The following is a 25319-nucleotide window of genomic DNA, read 5'->3' on the forward strand; positions in this document are numbered from 1 at the left end:
ACAAGGCCTGCGAAATTTCGCAGGCCTTGTTATTTGTAAAATAAAAAATCAATTTTCCGAAAACAAATCGGGTCCGTCCCCACGCTTCTCTTCTTTGTTATTAATTTCATCCTCAATATTGAAATCGATATCTTCCTGGCGATTATCGTTCCATTCCAATATAAAATTGTTGCGCCCCATGCCCACCAATAAGGTCAGGTATTTTTGCTGCACCAGTTCCAGCATGGCGAGGAATGTAAAAATAGCGTGAATTCTGTTTTCACAAATGGTATAAATTGCCTCGAAAGAAGCCTTACGCTTTTCTTTCATTTCCTCAAGCAAGTATAAACGTTGCCCTTCCTGCGAATAATTATATTTCACCACAACGTGTTGCGGCTTCTCATTTCTTTCCTTAAAGCGTTTCATCACTTTTTCGAAAGTATTCATGAGCTTATAAACAGAAACGGTCTGTACCTCTGTTCCTTCCGCATATACATGGCCCAACTCTTCAAGTTCTTTACGGATATTGCCACGTTTGGCCTGCAATAATCTTTCCGCTTCCATCATGGCCATGCTTGCTGCCGCTTCCTTAAATCTTTTATATTCCAATATTTTGTCCACCAGTTCATGCCTCGGGTCTATCTCATTGCCTTGGGCATCCAGCTCCTTACGAGGCAGCAACATGCGCGATTTGATACGCATCAAAGTAGAAATAAACAGGATGAATTCACTTGCAAGCTCAATATTCAGGCTTTCGAGATGGTGTATATAATCCAGAAAATCTTTGGTAAGCGTATGAATGGGAATATTATAAATATCCAGCTCGTCACGTTCAATGAAGAACAATAACAAGTCGAAAGGACCCTCAAACTGCGGCAATTTTATCTGATAACCTGCATGCGCCATAATCTATAATATCATTTACCATTAAAGTGCAACAAAGCCGCGAAGTCTCTATAAGGGCGATTTTTTTAGGAGATATCTCCTTTTCGCTTCGCTCCGGTCGATATGGCGGCTATTGACTCTTTATCGGGGCTGCCAAAATACAATAATTTCTTTAAACAGGATTGATGTAAAACTTTAGAATTTATAATTAAAGCCAAAACTCATGAATTGCTTCAACTGCCACCAGCCTAAGCCATTAATAGGTTCTTTTTTAACGGAGCCATCTTCAAAATCCTTCTCAAAAGGAACATCATTATCATAAATAGCCACCAAACCAATGTTTAAGGAGAAAAACTTATAAAATTTGAATGAAATAGCATTGTCTATCAGCACATCAACATTACCGGGATTGTCTTTTTTTACAATATCAGTTCCTACTTTCTTGTCTTTGGCTAAATAATTGGTGTACAAATCCAAACGGCCGCGATAAGAAATATTCTTGGTAAAATCTTTGATATAACGCCCTGAAAAATAAGCGCCCAACTCAAAGCGAAAAGTTTTACCATATTCAACGCCATACATACCTGCCGAATCCTGCAAGGTATAATAATCACTTACAAAAGTAAGGCGTGAAGCTGCGGGAGACAAAAACAAAGTAAGATTGCTTCCTTTTCTGTATTCTATACCAGGAGCAATGGTAATGTATAAAGGAGAAAGAAAATTAGAAGTTGAAAATGTATCCCAGGCGGGTGCATCATAATTATAACCTTTACTGAACTGTGTCTTGGCATTTAACAAGCCTGTAAAATACAAATCGCTTGTTTTGCTGAGCCTGTATCCGTATTTGGAAGTAAAGTCAATGCGGTCGTCGGTTTTGCGGGGTATGAAATTATTGGAATAGGCATAGAACAAACCATAAGCCGCATCAAATGTATTACTCCATACAGAGCGGTTGTAATATCTGGTCAGGTTACCATTAAACAAGCCGTTTACTGTTAACGAAGCCAATTCACCACCTGCTGCCCAGTTATGTAATATACCCTGATTAATGCCCATTGTCAATGCTCCTGAATAAATCCAGGCAATCGTGTCCATATTTTTTGTTTCTGTATATCTTTTTGCCATTTCATCATAACTAAGATTTTGTGCATTTACATATAATCCTGTTATTAGTAGCGCTGAAAGAAGTAAGGCTTTTCTCATGTTTTTTCAATTTTCTAATGGTAATAGCAATTATCGTGCCAAAAAAACAAGACCGGCAATTTTCAATCGTAAAAAAACGTTAAGGTTTATACTTTGAGCCATCAAGTATTTTCTGGGCATCTTTTGTTTCCAGCAGTTCATGCATACTTACGGAATTACGTTCCACGTACTTCTTCACAATCATCCAACCGATATAACTGCCTGTATTTCCCGGGCTTTCAGGCGGCATACCGGCAGAGGAAGGACCATCATTTACGTATCGCAATGTTTTTTGAAGGTTTTTATCGAACAAAAGATTATTCTGAATAAAGAAATTATAAATCATTGATTCGTTTTTCTTACACCAATCCAATTGTTCTTTGGTGAAGCCGAATTTTACTTCCTCATCCAGATATGGTGCAAATTTCTCAAGGAAATAAAGTTCCTTTCCGCGTTGGATGATCAAATCCAGCAAATCTTTATCGTCAGGACTGAAAGGATATTTATCGCCATAAATCGCTCTTCCCAACCAAATGGGAATATTTACATCTGTAAAGCGGACGGTTGCATAGGCGGGAATACCTATCTGTGCATAAGGAACAAAATCTCTGCCCAAATAATAGTCCAGCCCTATGCCGACATTCTTGTCGCTTTGTAATTCTGCGGGTATGCCGCTCAGTCCTGAAACAAAATAATAGACATGTTCTGGAATATCAAAAGTACTGTCGTAATAAGCCAGGTATTTAAAAGATTTTTTCAGCCATTCATCATATTTCTTTGTATCCGGAAAAGCAAGGTTCACCGTATCCAACAAACTGCGGTAGTCTTTCTGCAACAGGAAAGAATCCATCATCGGAATGTCCTGTGCATAATTACCATGATAGCCAAATCCTATAAGCGAGTCAAGATAGAAATCCGCAAACTCAGGGTATTTTGCTTTGAGTTGTTGCAAACCAGGAGCAATATCTTTCGGATTTAATTTCGAGAAATCTTTATAGAATGCATATGACTGATAAGGAATATCGACTTTGGAAACATCGGGGACATCTTTTCCTTCATGTGTGTTACAAGCGGAAAACAGGCATAAAACGCAACCGAAAACAATGCTGAAATAGATAAAAAGCTTATTCATGTACCAATATGGAAATTTGTGCGAAACTAATTAATTAATGATAAACGCAAGACTTTCAATATGCTTTTGTACGGCCTTCAGATTATTATTTTTAGAATTATCTTTGAAGCATGTCACGGATTTTGATTTTAATAATAATGATGACAAGCTTCCAGCATGCACATGCACAATTTGTCATGGAAGAAGCCAATCATACGCATGATTATACTTTTCCCAAATCAGACATTTACAATACCATGCGCTGGGTTAAAAAAGATGTTTTGAGCGGCAAAGAAATTGACTTGTATAATAAACTTGACAGTGGTTTTGTTATTGTGCACGAATACGTAATGATGAACTGCAGGCCTTGCATTACCGGAGGCAAAGGCTTGCAGAATATAATAACTTCCATGCGCAGGCTCCATCCCGGCCGGGTAAAATACTATCAGACTGTTTATGAAGATGTAACAGATGCAAAGACTATGAAAAAATGGGTAACTGAAAATGGTTTTACACCGGATGCAATTTTTATAAAAGGCGCAAAGGAAGTTGACTTCTACGGCGGCATGGGAATGCCGACCATATTGGTACTGGGAGGCGGTATGCGCCACAAGGGTTATTACAAAAGATTGGGTTACAGTCCACGCGACAATGGTGTTATTATAAAAGCCATCCGAAGGGCCTTGTCTTTATCCGTAAATAGGTTTGAAGCTGAAAATTAGTCTGTATATGAACAAAGTAAAAGTTATAGGAACCTTAATCTGCCTGCTTTTCGTTGCATCATTGACAGGAAAAAACAATAAAAAAAAAGTTGCAGCTCTTACTCCATACACATTGCCCCTACCTTCTTTTGTCGGCGATTATTTTGATAAAATGCCCTTGGATCCTGACAATCCTTTAACGGTTGAAGGCATTGCATTAGGTCGTAAATTGTTTTATGAAAAAAAACTAAGCGGTAATAATACCATTAGTTGCGGCTCCTGCCATAAACAGCAATTTGCTTTTGCGGATAACAAAGCGTTGAGCCTGGGAATGGGCGATAGTGTGGGCATTATCAGCACCATGCCTTTATTTAATTTGGGTTGGGCACGCAAATACTTCTGGAACGGACGGGCTTCTTCTTTGATAGAACAGGCGCACGATCCCGTTATTAACAGAATTGAAATGGCTGCGACATGGGGACAGGTTTTGTCGAAGCTACAGCAAGATCCCAAATATCCGGCAATGTTCAAAAAAGTATTCGGAACCGACACCATTAACAGCGGCATGGTATTAAAAGCTATTACACAATTTGAATTAACGCTTCTTTCTTTCAACACACGTTTCGATAAATATTATTTTGAAGGGCAGGCAGATGCACTGACTCCGAAAGAAGAACGAGGGCTTGACATCTTCTTTGGTTTCGGAAGCTGTAATCATTGCCATAGCGATGTTCTGTTGACAGACAATTATTTCAGAAATAACGGCCTGGATACGCTACCCTTTCCCGGCCTGTACAATACAACAGGAAAGGAAACTGACCGGGGACGAATGAAAGTACCTTCTTTAAGAAATATTGCACTGACCGCGCCATACATGCACGACGGGCGATATAAAACGCTGAGCGAAGTAATAGATTTCTACAGTGAAGGCATTCATCCGGAAAGCCCTAATCTTGACGAACATATTATTCCATTAAAAAGAGGCTTGAGACTGACGAAAGAACAAAAGGAAGATTTGGTTGCATTCCTGAATACTTTGACGGATTCTTCTTTTATAAAAAACAAAGCTTTCAGCGATCCTAATGTGAAATGAAAAAAGTATTAAAATTAATTCTTGCACTCTTTATCATTGTGAATATAATGGCTATGTTTCATGCCTATAAATTCACGCATTTCAGCACATCCGTAAAACAAAGAACAGATGCAAATAATATCGGATTTCTTGATAAAATAGGAATGCTGTTTACCGGTGTATCGCTTCCAAGACCGGAAACAAAAATTGTTCCGAAAGTACCATTCACAACTATCCATTTAAAAAGCAATGTTATTATTGATGCATGGCAAATGCAAACTGCCCGGAAAAGCAAGGGCACTATAATTTTGTTTCATGGTTATGGGGGAGAAAAATCAAATATGCTTGACAGGGCTTATGTTTTGCTTGATATGGGATATGATGTAATGTTGCCTGATTTTATGGGTGCATCAAAATCAGAAGGCAATCAATGTACTATTGGCTATAAAGAAGCGGAAAATGTGAAAACCTGCGTTAATTACATTCAGCAAAAAGGCATTAAAAACATTTATCTGTTAGGTACATCAATGGGCGCAGCAGCGGTAATGAGAGCCGAATATTTAGAACCTTTACCAGTAAAAGGAATTATATTGGAATGTCCATTTGGTACAATGCGTCAGACTGTAAGAAACAGATTTGAAATGATGCATATGCCTTATTTTCCTTTGGGCGATATGCTTACTTTCTGGGGTGGTGTAGAAAACGGGTTCAATGCATTTTCGCATAATCCTGAAACTTATGCCGGAAAAATACAAGCCCCCACCCTATTACTGTTCGGTGAAAAGGATGACAGAGTAAAGCGTTTTGAGATAGAAAACATTTATCGGAATTTACCTTGTATCAAAACGCTTAAAACCTTCCCCTTATCGGGTCATGAAAGCTATCTGAATGATTACAAAAATGAATGGATGGAAACGGTGGAGAAATTTTTAGACGTCTGTAAATAATATGACACTCTATCTCATGCAATGGTGCAATGAATGTCTCAATCTGCATTATGACAGATGTTATCATTATATGGCGGGTGAGATACCCTCACAGTGATAGAATTTTTGAACAATTAAAAGACTGTTTAGTAAAAGCAGAGTGAACATAAAACCGTTATTTTTGTAGCTATCAAAAATGAACGGTTATGTTACCTTTTTCCGAATTGATACAACTTGAGAAACCCGTGTTGGTTGATTTCTTTGCTACCTGGTGCGGACCATGTAAAATGATGTCGCCCATTTTATCAGACCTTAAAAAGCGTATGGGTGATTCTATAAGCATCATCAAGATTGATGTAGATAAAAATCCCGCTACGGCTGCTTCTTATCAGGTGCAAGGCGTTCCCGCGCTTTTGCTTTTTAAAGAGGGAAAATTACTCTGGCAACAAGCAGGTGTTGTTCCGGCCGCTCAACTGGAAAAAATTATCAGGCAATATACTTCTCTGTAGTGTTTTCAACCATCTTAACGATGGTTGAAAACACATCGCTATTATATTTCACCCTTTCAGGGTTTCTCCACACTATTTAAAATCATAGAGTTCCCTGCTACAAGTGTACAGGCCCGCTGTTATTAAAACACGACATGATATTTTCCTGTTAATATCTAACTATAATCTCTTCTGATTATAGCTTATTCTGCGCCCGATTGAACAACAAACTCATTCTGATGTTTTCATTTACGACAGCATAATTAAACAGATATGAGTTTAGCTAAATACAACCAGAAGAGAAGCTTTGACGAAACGCCCGAGCCCAAAGGCGGCCTTGCCGCCGGAACTGCGCTACGCTTTGTGATACAAAAACACGACGCATCGCATCTGCATTATGATTTCAGATTGGAAATGGAAGGGGTACTTAAAAGCTGGGCCGTTCCTAAAGGGCCTTCTATCAACCCGACCGTAAAAAGGCTTGCTATGATGGTGGAAGACCATCCTTATGATTACAGAACATTTGAAGGAACTATACCCGAAGGCAACTATGGCGCAGGCACTGTCATTGTATGGGATGAGGGCTATTATGAACCTATTGAAAAAATAACAGGAAAGAGGGCACAGGAAAAGGAATTGCTGAAAGAATTAAAAGCCGGTTCATTAAAAATCAATCTGCATGGCAAGAAGCTGAAAGGCGAATTCGCATTGGTAAAGACCAAAGGCATGGCCGATAATGCATGGTTGCTTATTAAACATAACGACAAATACGCAGGAGAAACGGATATAACTACGAAAGACAAATCGGTTATTTCCAAAAAGTCTATTGCACAGATGGCAAAGCAACCTGATAAAATATATACGCCCAAAAAAACAGCGGGCAAAGCCAAAAAAGCAGCAAAAACAAAAGAAGAAGAAACGGCAGGAGAAGAAGACAATGAAGCTGATGCAACCGCCATAGCAGCTCAAGGCAAAAGAAAAGCATTTTACACTATAGCCAGTCCGATGCTGGCAACATTGGTCGATAAGCCATTTGAAGAAGAAGGCTGGATATACGAGATAAAATGGGACGGGTACCGGGCCGTCGCTTTTATGAACAAAGGAAAAGTGGTGCTCAAATCAAGAAACAATGTTTCGTTTGAAGAAAAGTTTGGCGATGTATATGATGCGTTACAGCAATGGAATGTGAATGCCATTGTGGACGGCGAAATTGTGGTATTGAACAACAAAGGCATTCCTGATTTTGAAGCATTGCAGAGCTGGGGGAAAGAGGAAGAAGGCACATTGGTCTATTACGTCTTTGATATTCTGTGGTTTGAGGGAAAAGACCTGACCGCATTGCCGCTGAATGAAAGAAGAGCTATACTTAAATCCATAATGCCGGATGATACCGTCATACAATTCAGTGATGATTTTAAGACAAGTGCAAAAGAATTATTACAACAGGTAAAGCAAAAAGGGCTGGAAGGCATTATGGCAAAAAAGGCTGACAGCCTTTACAAAACAGATTACAGAAGCAAGGAATGGCTTAAAATAAAGGACAATAACAGGCAGGAAATGGTGATTGGAGGCTTCACTAAAAATGCAGATACGAGCAAACCATTCAGCGCCTTACTGATGGGCGTATTTCAGAACGGGAAATTTATATATACGGGCAAAGTGGGAACGGGTTTCAGTATTAAGATGCAGAAAGAGCTGCTTGAAAAAATGAATGCCCTTGTTACCGACAAAAGCCCTTTTGAAGAAAGGGAAAAAACCCACGGTTATAATTTTTACACCAAACCACATATTGCAACAACCACATGGCTGAAGCCACAGCTTATTGCAGAAGTAGCCTTTACCGAAATGACCAAAGATAATGTGATGCGGCATCCTGCATTTATGGGACTAAGAGAAGATAAAAAAGCAAAGGAAGTAAAGCTGGAAAAAGCTGCACACACAAAAGAAGTTTTGCATTCCAAAACAAAACCGGTAACCAAAGCGGCAGACAAGCAAACAAAACCTGTTAAATCCAAAACTGGAAAACCATTCATTGAAACTTCGGATACAGAAAGCGTTATAAAAACAGTTAACCGGCATCAACTGACTTTTACCAATCTCAACAAGATATACTGGCCGAAAGAAAAAATAACGAAACGCGACCTTATCAATTATTATCATGACATAGCATCTTATATCCTGCCCTACCTGAAAGAAAGGCCGCAATCGTTGAACCGTTATCCGAATGGTATTACAGGCGAAAGTTTTTACCAGAAAGATGTAACAGGTAAAGTACCCGAATGGATGAAGACATTCGGGTACCAGAGCGAGGGAGACAACAAGGACAAGAACTTTTTGCTTTGCAATGATGAAGCAACGTTACTGTACATGGCTTCGCTGGGCTGCATCGAAATACATCCCTGGAGCAGTACTGTAAAAAAACCTGAATACCCTACCTGGTGTGTGATTGACCTGGATCCTGACAAAAATTCATTTGATGATGTAATTGAAGCGGCACAGGTAACACACCGCATACTGGACGATTTGAAGGTTGACAATTATGTAAAGACAAGTGGCTCAACGGGTATCCATATTTATATACCCCTCGGCGCGAAATATACTTATGACCAAAGCAAAGAATTTGCGAGGATCATCGTAACGCTTGTACATAAAGAGTTACCAAAATTTACCAGCCTTGAACGTAATGTACGGTCGCGCAAAGGCAAGATGTATCTTGATTTTCTTCAGAACAGGAACCAGGCTACGCTGGCAGCGCCCTACTCCTGCAGGCCAAAACCGGGAGCAACGGTATCGATGCCACTGCAATGGGAAGAAGTAAAGAAAGGACTTAAAATGACGGACTTCCATATTTTCAACGCATTGGAAAGAGCGCAAAGCATGGGCGATATTTTCAAGCCTGTATTGGGTAAGGGCATTGATATGGAAAAAGCTATAAGTAATGCGCTGTCGTTATGATACAGAGATTGCGGATTCAACCATACAACAATTCTACAATTCAAACATAAAACCATTTAAACATTAGAACCATGCCCGAAGGACCATCGATTGTAATTATGAGAGAGGCTGTGGAAGCATTGCACCTGAAGGGGAAGAAAATTCTGCATGTGGAAGGCAATGCTAAAATAGACAAAGAAAGATTATTGCATCAGAAAGTTACGGATATACGTTCCTGGGGTAAACATTTTCTTGTTTGCTTCAAAGATTTTACGCTAAGAATACATCTGATGATGTTTGGCACTTACCGCATCAATGAGCGAAAGGAAACAACACCAAGATTAAGTCTTCAATTCAAAGATGCCGAACTTAACTTTTACACTTGCTCAGTAAAATTGCTGGAAGGAACCGCAGACGAGAATTACGACTGGAGCAGAGACATCATGTCTGAACATTGGAAACCTACTCAGGCACTTGCCCACCTGAAAGAGCATCCGGATATGTTTGCCTGTGATGCATTGCTGCAGCAGGATATATTTTCGGGTAGTGGCAATATCATTAAAAACGAAGTATTGTTCATGACGAAAATTCATCCGCTGAGTATCATAGGGAAAATACCGCCGGCCAGATTGAAGGCAATGATTAAGCAGACAAGGGATTATAGCTTTGATTTCCTGAAATGGAAAAAGGAATATACATTGAGCAAACATTGGCTGGCTTATAACCAGAAAATCTGTCCGCGTTGCGATATCCCCCTAAAGAAACAACATACAGGGAAAACAAAAAGGCGAAGCTTCTTTTGCGACAATTGCCAAAAAGAATATACATAGAGATTTGGGGGATGGTTGAATTGTTTTAAAGAACGGCTAAATCGTTTCAAAGTATGGCTGAGTCGTTCTGGAGCATGGATAAACCGTTTCAAAGAGCGGATAAATCGTTCTGAAGCATGGCTAAATCGTTTCGGAACATGGCTGAATCGTTTTGGAACATGGATGAATTGTTTCAAAGAACGGCTAAGTCGTTCTAAAGCATGGATGAATCGTTTCAAGGAACGGCTGAACCGTTCTGAAGCATTGCTGAATCGTTTCAAAGAACGGATAAATCGTTCTGAAGCATGGATGAACCGTTTCGGAGCATGGTTAAATTGTTTTGGAGAATGGATGAACTACTATTATGATAAGAATATAAAAGCGTAAAGCCTGCAAATTTTGCAGGCTTTACTATAAAAAGAAATAATCTGAACTAAAAATTAAGCCGGTACACCATTTAACACAGCAGCCATAGTTTTACCGATATCAGCAGGGCTTGCTACAACGTGGATACCACATTCACCCATGATTTTCATTTTTGCAGCAGCAGTATCATCCGCACCACCAACAATGGCACCGGCATGACCCATACGGCGGCCCGGAGGAGCTGTTTGTCCCGCGATGAAACCAACAACAGGTTTACGCATATTATCTTTCAGCCACATAGCAGCTTCCGCTTCCATGTTACCGCCAATTTCACCAATCATAATGATACCATCTGTTTCCGGATCGTTCATCAACATTTCAACGGCTTCTTTAGTAGTTGTTCCGATAATCGGATCTCCACCGATACCGATAGCTGTGGAAATACCCAAACCTGCTTTTACGCTTTGGTCAGCAGCTTCATAAGTCAATGTACCTGATTTGGAAACGATACCGATACGGCCCGGAGTAAATACAAAACCCGGCATGATGCCGACTTTAGCTTCACCCGCAGTGATAACACCAGGGCAATTCGGACCGATTAAACGGCACTCACGACCTTTGATATATTCACGTGCTTTAACCATATCCTGAACCGGAATACCTTCCGTAATACAAATAATTACTTTGATACCTGCATCAGAAGCTTCCATAATAGCATCGGCAGCAAAAGCAGGCGGAACAAAGATGATGGAAGTATCAGCTCCGGCCTTAACAACAGCATCTTTTACTGTGTTAAATACAGGACGATCCAAATGGGTAGAACCACCTTTGCCCGGCGTTACACCACCAACAACGTTCGTACCGTATTCAATCATTTGCGTAGCATGGAATGTGCCTTCAGTACCGGTAAACCCTTGTACAATTACTTTGGAATTTTTATTGACTAATACAGCCATTGTCTATGTTTTGAGATTTAATATTGTGTTTTTTCCTTCCGGTTCGTACGAAATTGGCGCAAATATACAATAAGATGGGAAATAGGCAAGGGAGAAATTATAAATGGATTGCCGGGGAATTCAACAATCAATTAATTTATTACATTCACAGCAATTTCTCAATAAACCATACAATAATAACTGTTAATGAATACCGGCTCCAATTATCTGTTAAGGGTTATCATTTTTACATTACCATTATTCTTACTGTGTGTAAATACAAATGCACAATTAAAAGGCACTGTAACAGATAAAGGCACTCATCAAGCGATTGCCGGAGCATCTGTTTATATCAATAATACGACTTACGGATGTAAAGCCAATCAGAACGGGCATTTTGAGATGGTAAATTTTCCTGTACCGCCTTATCAGATTATTATTTCTTCAATTGGTTATAAAACAGCAACTTATAATGTAACGGCACAGCAAAGCGATGAAATAAAAATAGCATTGGAGCCAAAGATTCAGAATTTAAACGAAGTGGTTATTCTCAGCCCCGAAAAAGATGGCTGGGCAAGATATGGCGAGGAGTTTACAAAAGATTTTATAGGTTATTCTGCTTTTGCAAAAGAGTGTGAAATTCTGAATAAGGAAGTGATTGAGTTTAGGGATGACAAGGCCAATCATACACTGTTGGTTACAGCCCGAAAACCTTTAATGATAAAAAATAAAGCTACAGGCTATTTAATTACTTATTGGCTGGAAGATTACGAAAAAGATTACCTGAAGCATAAATTGTTTTTCAAAGGTTATTCACAATTTGAAGCTTTGGAATCGAGAAAAAAGAAAGCAAATGAACGCTGGGAAAGCAACCGCGAATCGGCTTATCGTGGCTCCATACAACATTTCATGCGTTCGGTTTACCATAATTCTGTTTATGAGGATAGTTTTGAAATAAGGTTATTGAAAAGGGTTACCGCACAGGAATATGGCAGGTATGTTCCTATCAAGACGGATACATTTAATGCCATAACCGATTCTCTCATTCTCCGTATGGTTAAACTTTATCTGAATTACGGTAAAAATGAAGTCCCTATATGGTCCACCTTAATTACAAACTGGAGTAAAGACCCGGCGGCCCTGATGCCTGTAACAATTAATGGTACGGATGACGACTCCCTTGTAAACAAAAAGCTTGTTATCAAAAAAAATCCGCACCAACATAATGAAATATGGATACAATATTTCGATTTCAACTTTACGCCGGTAGATTCCATTGCACTAAAAATGGCGGCTTCTAAAATAAAGCTTACCAATAAAGACGGCTCGCCTGTGCCGCTTCCTAAAAGAACCAATGTACTTTATCAGGTATTATGGCGCGAAAAAATGCCGACAGACAGTTTTGTAACGAGAAATGCAAATGCCGGAGTCAATTTTAAATTTAAAGATTTCCTGCAAATCACCTATTTGGGAGAGCAAGAAGAACCTGAATATATTGGTTTCCAATCTTCTAAAAGCAATAAAAAACCCGACAACCAGGAAAGTATTATCAGCATCAGGAATCAGGACGGTATTTATATCTTACCAAATGGCAATTATTATGATCCTTACAATTTATTTATGGAGAAATATTGGGCTTATGAAAAGATAGACAAGCTGTTGCCTCTGGACTATAAGCGGTAAAATGTGCCGGGTTTTATCAACGATAGAATTTTAAAAATATTAGCTATAATATTCGTACTTTTGCGCCCTGAAAATGGCGTACCAATTACGCCTTCATTTTAATTTCTACAGTATTTTTTCAATATGATTAGTGTAAATAATTTATCGCTTCGTTACGGCAAGCGTGTTTTGTTTGAGGATGTAAACCTGAAGTTTACAGAGGGGAATTGTTACGGTATCATTGGCGCTAACGGGGCGGGCAAATCTACGTTTATCAAAATTCTTTCGGGCGATATCGAACCTACTACAGGTAAGGTTGAGATTCCCAAAGGGCAACGTATGAGTGTTTTGAAACAGGAGCATCATAAATATGATGATGTGCAGGTTTTGCAGACGGTTATTATGGGCAATGAGGTTCTGTATAAAATCATGCAGGAAAAAGATGCTTTGTATGCCAAAGAGGACTTTACGGAAGAAGATGGTATGCGTGCGGGAGAACTGGAAGCCACTTTTGGCGAGATGGAAGGATGGAACGCGGAAAGTGATGCCGCAACGCTTTTAAGCAGTCTTGGTGTTAAGGAAGACAAGCATTACATGAATGTAAAAGATCTGGATGGTAACGAAAAAGTACGTGTGTTATTGGCACAGGCGCTTTTCGGCAATCCGGATATTCTGCTGCTGGATGAGCCTACCAATGATCTGGATTTACAGACCATCGGCTGGCTGGAAAACTTCCTTGCGGATTATGATAAAGTTGTTTTGGTCGTTTCGCATGATCGTCACTTCCTCGATACGGTTTGTACACACGTTGCTGATATCGACTTTGGTAAGATCAATATCTTCACGGGTAACTATACTTTCTGGTATGAATCAAGTCAGTTGTTGCTGAAACAACGTTCGGATCAAAATAAGAAGAAGGAAGATAAGATTGCAGAACTGAAAGAGTTCATTGCACGTTTCTCTGCAAATGCATCCAAGTCCAAACAGGCAACCAGCCGTAAGAAAGCATTGGACAAAATCAATCTGGATGATATGCAGGCTTCCAACCGTAAATACCCTGCCATCCTTTTCAATAATCAAATAAGGGAAGCGGGCGATCAGATTCTGGAAGTAAAAGGTTTGGGTAAAACGCTGAATGGCCAAGTGCTTTTCAAAGACATCAATTTTGATCTGAAACGCGGACAAAAGGTAACCGTTATTTCTGAAAACAGTCTGGCAACGACAGCGTTCTATAAAATCATCAACGGAGAGGATAAAGACTTTGAAGGTGAGTTTAAATGGGGCGTAACAACTATTTCTGCTTATTTACCGGCAGAAAACGTGGAGTATTTCGAAAATGTAAATCTGAACCTTGTTGACTGGTTGCGTCAATATTCCGAAGAGAAGGATGAAACTTTCATCCGTGGTTTCCTCGGCAGAATGTTGTTTAGTGGTGAGGAAACTTTAAAACAATGTAATGTTTTGAGTGGAGGAGAGAAAGTACGTTGTATGTTGAGTCGTATGATGATGCAGAAAGGTAACGTACTAACATTTGACGAACCGACCAACCACCTTGACCTTGAATCGATTACCGCGTTGAACAATGGCATGAAAGATTTCAGGGGCACTATTATCTTTACTTCACGAGATCATGAATTGACGCAAACTGTTTGTGACAGAATCCTGGAAATAACTCCGGGTGGTTTAATAGACAGGGAAATGCCTTTTGATGAATATATTGTTGATGAAAGAGTAAAACAATTACGTGCTGAAATGTACGGTGTTACTGTTTCTTAATTAATTCCTTTATTATAAAAGCCCGCTTAATCTTTGATTGAGCGGGCTTTTTCATTTAAAAATACAAACAATATGTTAATGTCAAAATAAAAAGGAGGAATATTCATTTCTGGCACGGTTTTTGAGCTATATAAACCGTAACCAAAAAATCGTACTAAATTTATGAAAAACTATTCTAAAAATCTATTGATTACCGGAACTGTTATATTATTTGCAAGTTGTTCCCCAAGAATGGCCGGAACCTGGAATATTGAAAAATACGAAGTAAATGAAGCCGGCAAATCAACCGTTTCTGTAGCAAATATCGGGTCCATCACTTTCGACAAAAACAATACAGGCGTAAAAGACATTCAATATGCTATTTTTCAAAATGAATACACCGACAAAGCACCCTTTAAATGGCATAAAATAAATGAAAATACCATAAGCATTGAAGGAGATACATCAGACCTTACCAAAAGCTGGCTTATCATAGAAGATAAAAGAAAAGAACAAGTTTGGAAATCAACAGACGGTTCTACTAAAGTGCAGACACTTACATTGACTAAGCAATAAATTAGTTGAAACTTTATAGGATAGGGTTTTACCCTATCCTGTTTTATGTCGTCCTTTCAGGACTTGCTAATGGTAACCAAACAAGGCAAAAAATTCACATAAAAGCATTTCCAATCATATCTAAATCTTAAAAAACGTGACTCAAAAAAATCCTTTGACCATTACTTTATCAATCGCCTTATTGCTATCATTAGGGTGCACCAAAACCCCTAATGATAAACCTGAAGCACCAAAATTAGAAGATTTCACTGTAACTATAAATGGGACTAAGCATGTCTTAGACTCTTCTCAAGTGACGATATACCAAGGGAGGACCACAGAGATAAAAATAAACGCTGACCTTATTATCGTTCTATATGCTCCTGACTGGAATCCTCCGATTGACACTTATAGATTAGGTGGAGGCACTATTGAAACATTTGGAAAATACGGTTATTTATATCCAAGATCAGGTGAAATTATAAGAATAAACAGAAATGATACCAATTTTTATGAGTGGATCTTTAAGGCACAATTACGACCAAATAATAAAGATTCAGTCGCGATGATAATTACCGATGGCCATGTAAAAAAAAGAAGGAATTAAAGTATTGTTTCAAATGAATAATCCAAAGCATATCATCAATTGGTGTGCTTTTCTTTTTTGCTAAATCCTGACGGGAACAAATAGCATCATTTAATTTGGTTTCATTTATTTAACTTTGCGGGGCCTTTTGACAAAAACAATGTGTTTTATTGTGAGGCTGCCATTTTTATAAATTTATTTACAAGTTTTTGTTCTCATGCAAAGAATATATTTCGACAATGCCGCCACTACTGCTTTGGATCCTGAAGTATTAGAGGTAATGATGCCTTATTTAACCGAAAAGTTCGGAAACCCTTCTTCCATTTATTCTTATGGGAGAGAAACGAAAATTGCAATTGAAACTGCAAGAAAATCGGTTGCAAAAATATTGGGCGCGCATCCGGGTGAAATATTTTTTACATCAGGCGGGACAGAAAGCAGCAATACTGCAATCACAGCTGCCATCCGTGATTTAGGTTGCAAAAATATCATCAGCTCTCCGATTGAACATCATGCCACATTGCATTCTGTTGAATATTGGGGAAAACAAGACGGCCTTAAATTGAGCTTTATAAAACTGGACGAGACAGGGCATGTTGACATGGAAAGTTTAAGAGCTTTGCTTGCTGCATCAACAGAACGCAGTCTGGTAACATTGATGCATGCCAATAATGAAATCGGAAATCTATTGGACATTAAAGCAGTTGGTGAGCTTTGTAAAGAATACGATGCTATTTTTCATTGCGATACGGTTCAGACAGTAGGACATTATCCTTTGAACCTGAAAGAAATCAATGTTCATTTTATTTCGGCGGCAGGCCATAAATTTCACGGACCTAAAGGCGTCGGTATTTTATATGTCAATGAAAATGTGAGTATCAAACCGATGATTAACGGTGGCGGGCAGGAAAGGAATATGCGTGCGGGCACGGAGAATCTTTACGGTATTATAGGTTTTGCAAAAGCGTTGGAAATTGCTACTGCACGTTATGAGCAGGATAGCGCATACATTCAGGATTTGAAAAATTACATGAAGAGCCGTTTGGAAACCAACATCGAAGGTATCAGTTTCAACGGCGATTGTAACGGACGATGTTTATATACGGTATTGAATGTTGCTTTTCCTAAAACGGAAAAAACAGAAATGATTCTTTTCAATCTTGACATGGCGGGAATTTGCGTATCAGGCGGAAGCGCCTGCAGCAGCGGGGCTAATGCGGGCAGCCACGTTATCAATTCCATTGGAACAAACCTGAATCAGGTTCCTGTGCGTTTCTCTTTTTCAAGGCATAATACTAAAGAAGAAGTAGATGCTGTTGTTGCTAAAGTAAAAGAATTTATCTGAGAAGAAATACAATAAATAAAGAAGGCTGCGTCGTGACGCAGCCTTCTTTATTTTATATAATGCAAATCTCTTTACAGCAGGTTAAACAAGGTAATTCCTACGTGAACCTGTACCTGGCTTGATTTCCAGGAATCGCTGACATCCCCTACGTTATTCATATCCGAAAGTCCGAAAACATAACGAACGCCTGCATTCAATTTAAACGGCAGTTGCACTTCAGCACCCACGACGCCCGAAACATATCCTTTCTTTACGACAGATTTAGTATCTTTTACAAATTCGCTGGCATCGGTTGTTGAAACGACACCTGAAAATTGTGGTCCTGCCGAGATCCAAAGCAGTTTCGGAATAAGGTTAAATCCGACTGTGACAGGAACAGCTATTTCGCTTTGTTTAAAAGTACCATTCTTAAGGTTTTTTCCGGCAGTGGTTAAGTAGTTGCCAAAAGCATTTCCGAAATTATCGCCGGTAGTAAGCGAGGTTTGCGTAAACAATAATTCGCCCTGAACCCTTATTGCAGATAACTTTACACCAACGACTGCACCTCCCAGAAAATATCCTTTAAAATCTCCATCCAGATTATCTCCGCTGGTTTTGCTCAGGTTTACACCTGCTTTGGCACCTATATATAATTTCTGAGCGTTGGATTTGGCTGTGAAAAGCAGGCATGTCAAAGCTGCCATAAATGTTAGTTTAAAAGCTTTCATATTTTGGTTTGGTTTTGGTTATGAAGCGCAAGGTACAGTCAATCTTCGATTAACAGACAGCTATGTTACACTTTAGTAATAAAATAGCATTTCTTCCTGACATCTTTCGTTTCACACCATCAACAATGAAAGCAAATAAAGGTTCAGCTATACCAATTCGATTACTGTAATTTCTGGTAAAATTCCCAACCGGCCGGGATATCCCAAAAAGCCATAGCCAACGTTTACATTCAGATATTGCTTACCTTCCTGATAAAGCCCGGCCCATTGTTTATAGACATATTGAACGGGGCTCCATTGCATAAAGGGCAGACGTAAACCAAATTGCATACCATGTGTATGTCCGGCCAATGTAAGGTCAATATCGCCATATAAAGGCCGCACCTGAGCATCCCAATGTGTAGGATCATGGCTCATTAATATCTTAACAGGAACATCTTGTTCTTCAAGCCCTGCAGTTGCTTTCTTCATATCGCCATGTTTAGGAAATCTGGCCATATTACTCCAGTTTTCGACGCCGATTAAAGCAATTTTTTGTTGTTCTCTTTCAAAAATGACATGTTCATTCATCATCAGTTTCCAACCCATCTCGGCATGATGCTGTTTCAGGGTTTCGAGATTGCGGACTTTCGCTTCCGCGGAAGGCCATTCTATATAATCGCCGTAATCGTGGTTGCCTAAGGTGGAATATACGCCCATTGGGGCATTGAGCTTACTGAATATATCTTTATAAGGCACTATTTCTTCTGCTTTATTATTTACCAGATCGCCGGTAAACAATATAAGGTCTGCCTTTTCACGCATAATCATATCAACCCCGTGTTTCACGGCTTCGTGATTATCAAAACTTCCGGAATGTATATCCGATATCTGAACAATTTTTAAACCTTTAAAGGCCGGCGGCAATTTATCCAGAGGAATTTTATAACGTTTGATAATATAGCGGTATCTGTTTTTAGGCCCGTAAATAAATCCTGTAAAAAGCAGTCCGGCAGCAAGAACAGCCATGCGCGCAATAAAGGAAGAGCGGGAAATGCCATTCGGCATTTCAACCGGTTCATTGGGCGTTTGCGGAAAGAAGCTGCTGATACAACTTACAATCCATGTAATCAGCCTGCGCAAATCGTCCAATAGCATAAAAACCGCCATCAAAACTTTTGCAGCCAAGAATCCCAATGTAAAAGACAGCAATAAAACCCGTAGCGAGGGATGCCAGGTTTCCATGGCCCATGTCCTGAAATTGAAGATGCTGAACCAGGCCAGAAGCGTAAGCAAAATATATAAAATAAAGACCGTAACTCTGAAAATATGGTTATGATTACGCATAGCAACATTCAGCGTTACGATGCCATAATATTCAACGATTGCCAAGATTGCCAATGAAATAATAATCCCTGTGCTACTGCGCATGTGGTAAAATAGTTTAGAAAAAGAAATCAAAAATAACTCAAAAATAATTGCATTTTTTTTGGCAAAATCAAATGGAAGTTATTACCTTTGCACCCCAACACGGAGGATATAGCTCAGTTGGTTAGAGCGTCGGTTTGTGGTTCCGAAGGTCGTGGGTTCGAGACCCATTATCCTCCCAAGGTGGAAAGCAAGTGTAGCAACGGCTTTCCACCTTTTTTCTTTCTCTTTAGTAATTGGTAGTATCAAAATTCGCATAGTAAATCGCATAAAATGATACAGCTAACCAATGGGTGTACCTGCACCGAATTAAAAATTTATCCCAAAAATTGGAAGAACAAAAATGCTTCTACAGCAAAGGACTGGTATATTTATTACACTTTCCACGATCCTTTGTTCATCAACAAATATCCAACTGGTAAGCCAGTCCAAGTTAAGAAAGGATTTAATTATTTCAAAAACTTAAAGGAACGCCAAGAGGCAGTTCAGATCGTGTTTGAAGCTACAAAGCTTAAAGTAAAAGAAAAAGGCTACAATCCAATCACGGATCAATTCATGAAAATTGAAATTGAGGAGATAATCGACTATGAAGTTCATCCTGACACTCCAATTCTTGATGCGTTGACATCTGCACTTGAAAAGAAAAAAGCAGAATTAGAACCTCACACAATTGCTGATTACAAAAGCATGATGCTGTACTTCTCTAAATCAATTATTGAATTGAGATATGATACAATGGCAATAAAAGATATTAAACGAAGACATATTAGGATTGCCTTACAGAATTGCAATAAGTCTCCTGATAGAACAAATAAATACAGGAGCCTTATTCAGGCTCTTTTTAAGGAGTTAAATCAAATGGAAACAATTGAGACAAATCCCGTAAACGATATTGCTATTTTAAAAACCGGCCCGAAAAATAAAAGAGTTACACTTACCCTATCACAACGCAAAGAAATAAACGAATTTCTTTATAAAGCCCATTATCCATTTTGGAGGTATATGCAAATTTTCTTCCATTCAGGAGCCAGGAGTTCAGAATTATTCAACCTGAAAATACAAGATGTAGATTTAAAAAATCAGACTTATTTAGCTAATATAAAAAAGGGTGGACAAAATAAAATTGTAGAAAAAGTCATAAAGGACATCGCTCTACCCTATTGGCATGAGTTAATATCTAAGTGTAAGGAAAATGATTACTTATTTTCTTTCGGGTTTACACCTGGAACACAACGTGCTAACACAGACAGAATAAATAAACTTTGGAAGATGTTAGTTAAAGATAATGATAAACTCGGAAGGCCGCAGGCAGATTTTTACAGTCTTAAACATACGCACTCAACCGAAGTAGTTGATCTGATTAATAAACACCAGGCAGCTGAACACAATAGTCATACAACCACAAAAATGGTTGACACTGTATATGATGTAAGAGCTGAAGCACGAAAGGCGGAAACTGTAAAAGAGCTGAAGAATGCATTTGCCTGATTTTACAATCATAATATGATGTGTTAAAATGAGCGACCTGAGGTTAGGCCGCTCATTTTTAAATTTCAAATTCAAATCCCATTTCTATCAATTGGTTTGCTAATGGAGAATCATTAGGCGTACCCATGATATCAATTCTTGCCTGTGCCTGAGCTTGAACAGCAGGAATGGCAGCTATAACCTCATTATCGGACAAGTCAGATTTGCTTACAAAATCAGTCCCATCTATTTGAGCTGACAATGTACTTGTTAAAACATTTTCCTCGTTTACAATCTTCGTGCCGGTATTTAAGTCAACTTTCAATTTGATTTCATGCTCTGCGTATGTAATTGTCTTTTGCATTTTCTTTTTTCACAAAGTTAGCTAATTAGTTATTAAATATTCTTTTAGAATACTTCTTATTGAATTCATAAATGAACTTATTATTTTTGCTACATGCAAAAGCAAGTTCCACAAAATCCGGAAGTGATATCAGAAGTAGCCAGATTGAAAGAATTTTTTGAAACAACTCCGATACTTATTAAAGAATGGAGGGAGGGCTGCATGGTTGTAAAGGATATACCAAAGTTCATACAGCTGGAATTGAATGCTGCAGCAACATTTAATCCACAACATCCATTTAATCCACCTTTGAAGCGCTTACTACTGCTTGAACAGGCAGTTAGGAATCAAATTACGGCACCTAAGCAGTCAATTGCTTAGGTGAAAACGATTTTATATACTTAATCCTTTCAATAATCAGGTCTATTTGGCCAAGTTCGCCGCTACCTGTTTGTTCCTCAACATTTACCAATACCACGTCTATACTACGCATGTTGGAAGATATAAACATCTGAAGTTCTTCCTTAAAAACTGATACAGAACTTATTAACGGATTCATCTTATCAATCCTTAATTCTGTTTCGTTTAAATACTTACAGTATTGAAAAACAAATCCAATTAATATTCCCAAATCGTCTATGCTTGGTTTGCCTGGATGATAATAATAGCTGATTATTTTTTCATCAGTTTTGGGCACATTGTCTTCTTTGTTTTTCTTTAAATGGCCTAAAATATTTTCTCTGGTTCTTGCTAAATTTATTAAAAGAGTATCTATACTACCTTTAGTGTCTTTATTAAATAAAGGATATGTCTTCTGAGTAATAATGTTATTGTAGTGATTTATTTTATCGAAATAAAATTGTGAGTTTCTGCTTATTGATTCTTCATTTATTTGTTCCTGAACCAATTTATTTGCTTTTACTTGCTCCCTGAAGCTATAAAATACAAGAAGTGAGGATATTATGCCAATAATTGGGGCTGTCATACCTCCAATTGAATCGCCTATTTTACTTGAATTATCATTATTATAAGATGGTAAAAATGCAATGTGCAAGGATGAAATAAGGGCCGGTATTGTATAAACAACAATGGCAAATAAAACGCCTATTCCGATAGCTTGAAATATAATATTGTTTTTTTTGGGTTTCATGGCCTTTTTTTACAAATCTAATAATATAAGCCATTATTTGACACTCTTCTATTTTATGTTTGTCAAGTAAACAAAACTTAATTTCTGTACGTTTTCAGGGTATGGAATTTTTAGCTATACCAATAATGATAAATGGCAACGTCCAGTATTTTGATTTCCGCTATTCTGAAAAAGATAAATATGATCAAGCTTGGCATATAACTTCTTTAGATAAAGAAACGGTTCTGGAAGAGGACTTTACAGTTATTAAAACAAATATGCCTGATTTTTGGCTAAAGCCTATGATTGATAGGTTGAAAGATATGCTGGAGAACAACGATTTTAACCCCTAATTTTGGCCCATGGAGTTTACACCAAAGGACAAGATAAAGGTCTATCCAATATCTGTAGAGCAGAAGGCTGAGATAATGAAAATAGGTTTGTTCCGGGCAAAAGCGGGCTTTGCTTCGCCCGCCCAGGACTATGTTGTAAAGCCGTTTGAAATAACGGAACTGCTCATTCAACATCCTTCCAGTACATTTTTAATCGAATGTGAAGGTGACAGCATGGAGCCGGTCATACCTTGTTCAGCTTACCTGATAATTGACAGGTCCCTGCAGGTGAGAAACAATGATATTGTTCTGGCAGATTTGAACGGTGAGTTTAACGTAAAGTATTACACCCGCCGAGGTGATAAAGTAAAGCTTGTGCCGGCAAACCAGGCATATAAAACCGTTGAAATTCTAGACGGAATGGAATTTCAGGTATTTGGTGTAGTTGATTGGATTTTAATAAACCCCCGTAAAGTAAATGTTCGCCCTCGTTGATTGCAATAACTTCTATGCCTCATGTGAGCGCCTTTTCCAGCCTAAACTGCGAAAGGTGCCTATTGTTGTGTTATCCAATAACGATGGCTGTGTTATAGCCCGCAGCAATGAAAGCAAGGCCTTGGGCATAAAGATGGGGGCATTGGCTTACGAAAACGAAGTGCTCTTTAAAGAAAATGGTGTAAGGGTTTTCAGTTCCAACTATACACTATACGGCGATATTTCTTCGCGGGTAATGGCAACATTAAATGAGTTCACACCTTCGATGGAAGTTTATTCTATTGATGAAGCTTTCCTTGACTTATCAAACATGGCAGGCGTTGACCTGAATTTATATACTCAGGAAATAAAGGATACAGTACTTCATAATATCGGTATCCCTACCTGCGTTGGTGCGGCGCCATCCAAAACCCTTTCCAAGTCGGCAAACCACTTTGCCAAGAAAATGACAGCGAACGGTTCTTTCTGTATCGACTCAGAAGAAAAGCGGGAAATGGTTTTGCGCTGGCAGCCGGTCGATGATGTATGGGGCATAGGCAGGCAATACGCAATTTGGCTTATGGCAAACAATGTCAATACAGCCTGGGAATTGGCCAATGCCAACAAAGAATGGATTAGGCAGAAAATGGGTGTGGTTGGTGTAAGACTTGTAAATGAACTTAACGGCATTTCCTGCATACCTATTGAAGAGGTACCACCGTCTAAAAAGGAAATCTGTACTTCCCGTTCGTTTAGCCATAACCTGACAGATAAGGATGAAATCCGCCAATCAGTGGCCACACATATAACCAGATGCGCCGAAAAACTCCGGAAGCAGGGAACAGCTGCCGGCGCAATCCATGTTTTCCTACACACAAACCGGTTCAGGGATTTGCCGCAGTATTACGGTGCCCTTACAATACCGTTGCTTACAGCAACAAACCTGACTGACGAGCTCCTGCATTATGGTATGATTGCTTTTGAACGGGCATATAAAGAAGGCTACAGCTATAAAAAGTCCGGGGCTATTGTCCAGGATATTGTTCCCGCGAACCAAATCCAGCAATCCCTGTTTAGCAATAACCCCAACCGGGAAAAAGGTGCAGCCATCATGAAAGCATTGGACGGCATAAATGGGCGGATGGGAAAAGATACTATCAGGTATGGCGCTGCCGGCTATTCAAAGAAATGGAGGTTAAGAGCAGACATGATAAGCCCAAGGTACACTACCAACTTAAATGAAATCCTAAAGGTTAAAATATAATGTGTTACCACGTATCAACACCAAAGAAAGCTAAACTTGAAGCCAAAGCAAGAGAAGAGAACCTGGTTATCCAAGGTGAGTTTGAACAATACTACCATGTTTCCGGATTCGCCCGCCCATACTTACCGGTGACTATCAATACTGAACCTACTGTAATTCAACCTGCCCAATGGAAACTTATACCGCATTGGGTGGCCAATGAAGAAGGGGCAAAGAAATACTCCAATACGCTTAATGCTGAATCTACCGGCATTTTTGATAAAGCTTCATACAAGCCTTATATTCAAAAGTTCCGTGGTCTTTTATGGATTGACGGTTTTTACGAACCGCATAAAGTTGAAGGCAAAAAGGAAACTGAGAATTACTACCTATACCGGCCCAACAATGAAATATTCACATTAGGAATTGTGTATTCTCCCTGGATAAATAAAGACACCGGAGAATTGACACATACCATTGCTGTAATCACCACACACGCAAACGAATTGCTGGCCGAGATACACAATGAAAAGAAACGCATGCCTCTCGTTATATCAGAATCGGATAGGGAGGGATGGTTGCACGCTAAAACAAGGCCTGAGATTGAATCCTTCATGCAGCCTGCAGGAAATGATTACCTGTTAGGCCATAAAATTACCGCCCGTGTAACGAGCGGCAAGCAAGATTTTAATATACCTGAAGTACAAGAAAAAGCGCCTGAAGAAAACAAGGATAGAGGATTATTGTTTTAACGACATTTAAAGAATTGCCACACAACAAAATTGTGAATACGTCGTTATTGATTTAGTTATTTGTAATTTTGAAAGGCAAATTATTCCTAAATAATTTGGATTATTGCTCAAACTGGATATATTTGTATCAGAAAATAAATTTTAAAATATTTTTTAAAATTTATTTTGCCCTGA

26 protein-coding genes and 1 tRNA gene are annotated in these 25319 nt (G+C 38.8%); 19 read left to right on the top strand and 8 right to left on the bottom strand.

Features of this window, described 5'->3' with window-relative positions; all coding sequences use genetic code 11:
- Positions 1 to 48: 48 nt before the first annotated feature.
- The 3 genes from F0919_RS17640 to gldB all read right to left on the bottom strand — a co-directional run bounded on the left by F0919_RS17640 (position 49) and on the right by gldB (position 3178).
- Positions 49 to 885 carry a segregation and condensation protein A gene (locus F0919_RS17640; protein WP_150034110.1) on the bottom strand — a complete coding sequence of 279 codons (837 nt, stop codon included), beginning with the start codon at positions 883 to 885 and terminating at the stop codon, positions 49 to 51.
- Positions 886 to 1059: 174 nt separating this feature from the next.
- Positions 1060 to 2067, bottom strand: a complete 1008-nt coding sequence (locus F0919_RS17645; RefSeq protein ID WP_150034112.1) for a DUF3078 domain-containing protein — start codon at positions 2065 to 2067, stop codon at positions 1060 to 1062.
- A gap of 79 nt (positions 2068 to 2146) precedes the next feature.
- Positions 2147 to 3178 (bottom strand): gliding motility lipoprotein GldB, encoded by a 1032-nt coding sequence (gene gldB, locus F0919_RS17650; RefSeq protein ID WP_150034114.1) that lies wholly within the window; start codon positions 3176 to 3178, stop codon positions 2147 to 2149.
- Positions 3179 to 3315: 137 nt separating this feature from the next.
- On the opposite strand from gldB, the gene F0919_RS17655 reads away from it, so the two are divergent.
- From F0919_RS17655 to F0919_RS17685, 7 genes are all read left to right on the top strand, one after another.
- Positions 3316 to 3879, top strand: a complete 564-nt coding sequence (locus F0919_RS17655) for a hypothetical protein (RefSeq protein WP_150034116.1) — start codon at positions 3316 to 3318, stop codon at positions 3877 to 3879.
- A 7-nt stretch (positions 3880 to 3886) separates the two neighbouring features.
- Positions 3887 to 4951 (top strand): cytochrome-c peroxidase, encoded by a 1065-nt coding sequence (locus F0919_RS17660; RefSeq protein ID WP_150034118.1) that lies wholly within the window; start codon positions 3887 to 3889, stop codon positions 4949 to 4951.
- The gene (locus F0919_RS17665; RefSeq protein WP_150034120.1) at positions 4948 to 5877 is read left to right on the top strand and encodes an alpha/beta hydrolase; all 930 of its coding nucleotides are present in this window, start codon (positions 4948 to 4950) and stop codon (positions 5875 to 5877) included. The genes F0919_RS17660 and F0919_RS17665 overlap by 4 nt, the downstream gene beginning before the upstream one ends.
- Positions 5878 to 6062: 185 nt before the next feature.
- On the top strand, positions 6063 to 6365 hold the full coding sequence (gene trxA, locus F0919_RS17670) for a thioredoxin (protein ID WP_150034123.1): 303 nt from the start codon (positions 6063 to 6065) through the stop codon (positions 6363 to 6365).
- Positions 6366 to 6617: 252 nt separating this feature from the next.
- A complete protein-coding gene (gene ligD, locus F0919_RS17675; protein WP_150034125.1) occupies positions 6618 to 9299 on the top strand; it encodes a DNA ligase D in 2682 nt (893 codons plus the stop codon).
- A gap of 71 nt (positions 9300 to 9370) precedes the next feature.
- Entirely contained in the window at positions 9371 to 10108 is a 738-nt protein-coding gene (locus tag F0919_RS17680; protein ID WP_150034127.1) for a DNA-formamidopyrimidine glycosylase family protein, read from the top strand.
- A gap of 15 nt (positions 10109 to 10123) precedes the next feature.
- On the top strand, positions 10124 to 10474 hold the full coding sequence (locus F0919_RS17685; RefSeq protein ID WP_150034129.1) for a hypothetical protein: 351 nt from the start codon (positions 10124 to 10126) through the stop codon (positions 10472 to 10474).
- A 53-nt stretch (positions 10475 to 10527) separates the two neighbouring features.
- Here F0919_RS17685 and sucD read toward each other — a convergent pair whose 3' ends face one another.
- Positions 10528 to 11409, bottom strand: a complete 882-nt coding sequence (gene sucD, locus F0919_RS17690; protein ID WP_150034131.1) for a succinate--CoA ligase subunit alpha — start codon at positions 11407 to 11409, stop codon at positions 10528 to 10530.
- 186 nt (positions 11410 to 11595) lie between these two features.
- Between sucD and F0919_RS17695 the strand changes: the two genes are divergently transcribed.
- From F0919_RS17695 to F0919_RS17715, 5 genes are all read left to right on the top strand, one after another.
- Positions 11596 to 13071, top strand: a complete 1476-nt coding sequence (locus tag F0919_RS17695) for a carboxypeptidase-like regulatory domain-containing protein (protein WP_150034133.1) — start codon at positions 11596 to 11598, stop codon at positions 13069 to 13071.
- A gap of 123 nt (positions 13072 to 13194) precedes the next feature.
- Positions 13195 to 14826: an ABC-F family ATP-binding cassette domain-containing protein gene (locus F0919_RS17700; protein ID WP_150034135.1), complete on the top strand. Its 1632-nt coding sequence runs from the start codon at positions 13195 to 13197 to the stop codon at positions 14824 to 14826.
- Between the two features lie 162 nt (positions 14827 to 14988).
- Positions 14989 to 15381, top strand: coding sequence for a hypothetical protein (locus F0919_RS17705; protein ID WP_150034138.1), 393 nt, complete (start codon positions 14989 to 14991; stop codon positions 15379 to 15381).
- Positions 15382 to 15517: 136 nt separating this feature from the next.
- The gene (locus tag F0919_RS17710) at positions 15518 to 15967 is read left to right on the top strand and encodes a hypothetical protein (RefSeq protein ID WP_150034141.1); all 450 of its coding nucleotides are present in this window, start codon (positions 15518 to 15520) and stop codon (positions 15965 to 15967) included.
- 196 nt (positions 15968 to 16163) lie between these two features.
- The gene (locus F0919_RS17715; protein WP_150034143.1) at positions 16164 to 17291 is read left to right on the top strand and encodes a cysteine desulfurase family protein; all 1128 of its coding nucleotides are present in this window, start codon (positions 16164 to 16166) and stop codon (positions 17289 to 17291) included.
- A 71-nt stretch (positions 17292 to 17362) separates the two neighbouring features.
- On the opposite strand, the gene F0919_RS17720 is transcribed toward F0919_RS17715, so the two are convergent.
- A complete protein-coding gene (locus F0919_RS17720) occupies positions 17363 to 17974 on the bottom strand; it encodes an outer membrane beta-barrel protein (RefSeq protein WP_190277427.1) in 612 nt (203 codons plus the stop codon).
- Between the two features lie 171 nt (positions 17975 to 18145).
- A complete protein-coding gene (locus tag F0919_RS17725) occupies positions 18146 to 19408 on the bottom strand; it encodes a metallophosphoesterase (RefSeq protein WP_150034146.1) in 1263 nt (420 codons plus the stop codon).
- 102 nt (positions 19409 to 19510) lie between these two features.
- Between F0919_RS17725 and F0919_RS17730 the strand changes: the two genes are divergently transcribed.
- Positions 19511 to 19584 (top strand) — tRNA-His (locus F0919_RS17730).
- Positions 19585 to 19678: 94 nt separating this feature from the next.
- Positions 19679 to 20893 (top strand): tyrosine-type recombinase/integrase, encoded by a 1215-nt coding sequence (locus F0919_RS17735; RefSeq protein WP_150034148.1) that lies wholly within the window; start codon positions 19679 to 19681, stop codon positions 20891 to 20893.
- Positions 20894 to 20951: 58 nt separating this feature from the next.
- Here F0919_RS17735 and F0919_RS17740 read toward each other — a convergent pair whose 3' ends face one another.
- Positions 20952 to 21236, bottom strand: coding sequence for a hypothetical protein (locus F0919_RS17740; protein WP_150034150.1), 285 nt, complete (start codon positions 21234 to 21236; stop codon positions 20952 to 20954).
- A gap of 93 nt (positions 21237 to 21329) precedes the next feature.
- Between F0919_RS17740 and F0919_RS17745 the strand changes: the two genes are divergently transcribed.
- The gene (locus F0919_RS17745; RefSeq protein ID WP_150034152.1) at positions 21330 to 21596 is read left to right on the top strand and encodes a DUF6965 family protein; all 267 of its coding nucleotides are present in this window, start codon (positions 21330 to 21332) and stop codon (positions 21594 to 21596) included.
- Here F0919_RS17745 and F0919_RS17750 read toward each other — a convergent pair.
- Positions 21577 to 22365 carry a hypothetical protein gene (locus F0919_RS17750; protein WP_150034154.1) on the bottom strand — a complete coding sequence of 263 codons (789 nt, stop codon included), beginning with the start codon at positions 22363 to 22365 and terminating at the stop codon, positions 21577 to 21579. The two genes, F0919_RS17745 and F0919_RS17750, sit on opposite strands and share 20 nt — an antisense overlap.
- A gap of 59 nt (positions 22366 to 22424) precedes the next feature.
- Between F0919_RS17750 and F0919_RS17755 the strand changes: the two genes are divergently transcribed.
- The 4 genes from F0919_RS17755 to F0919_RS17770 are packed head-to-tail and all read left to right on the top strand — an operon-like array spanning position 22425 to position 25145.
- A complete protein-coding gene (locus tag F0919_RS17755) occupies positions 22425 to 22697 on the top strand; it encodes a hypothetical protein (RefSeq protein WP_150034156.1) in 273 nt (90 codons plus the stop codon).
- A 9-nt stretch (positions 22698 to 22706) separates the two neighbouring features.
- Positions 22707 to 23171: a LexA family protein gene (locus F0919_RS17760; protein ID WP_150034158.1), complete on the top strand. Its 465-nt coding sequence runs from the start codon at positions 22707 to 22709 to the stop codon at positions 23169 to 23171.
- Complete coding sequence (locus F0919_RS17765) at positions 23155 to 24414, top strand: Y-family DNA polymerase (protein ID WP_150034160.1); 1260 nt, start codon at positions 23155 to 23157, stop codon at positions 24412 to 24414. The genes F0919_RS17760 and F0919_RS17765 overlap by 17 nt, the downstream gene beginning before the upstream one ends.
- Positions 24414 to 25145 (top strand): SOS response-associated peptidase, encoded by a 732-nt coding sequence (locus tag F0919_RS17770; protein ID WP_150034162.1) that lies wholly within the window; start codon positions 24414 to 24416, stop codon positions 25143 to 25145. The genes F0919_RS17765 and F0919_RS17770 overlap by 1 nt, the downstream gene beginning before the upstream one ends.
- The last annotated feature ends 174 nt before the right edge of the window (positions 25146 to 25319 follow it).

Source organism: Taibaiella lutea (genome assembly GCF_008629695.1).
Taxonomy (GTDB): domain Bacteria; phylum Bacteroidota; class Bacteroidia; order Chitinophagales; family Chitinophagaceae; genus Taibaiella; species Taibaiella lutea.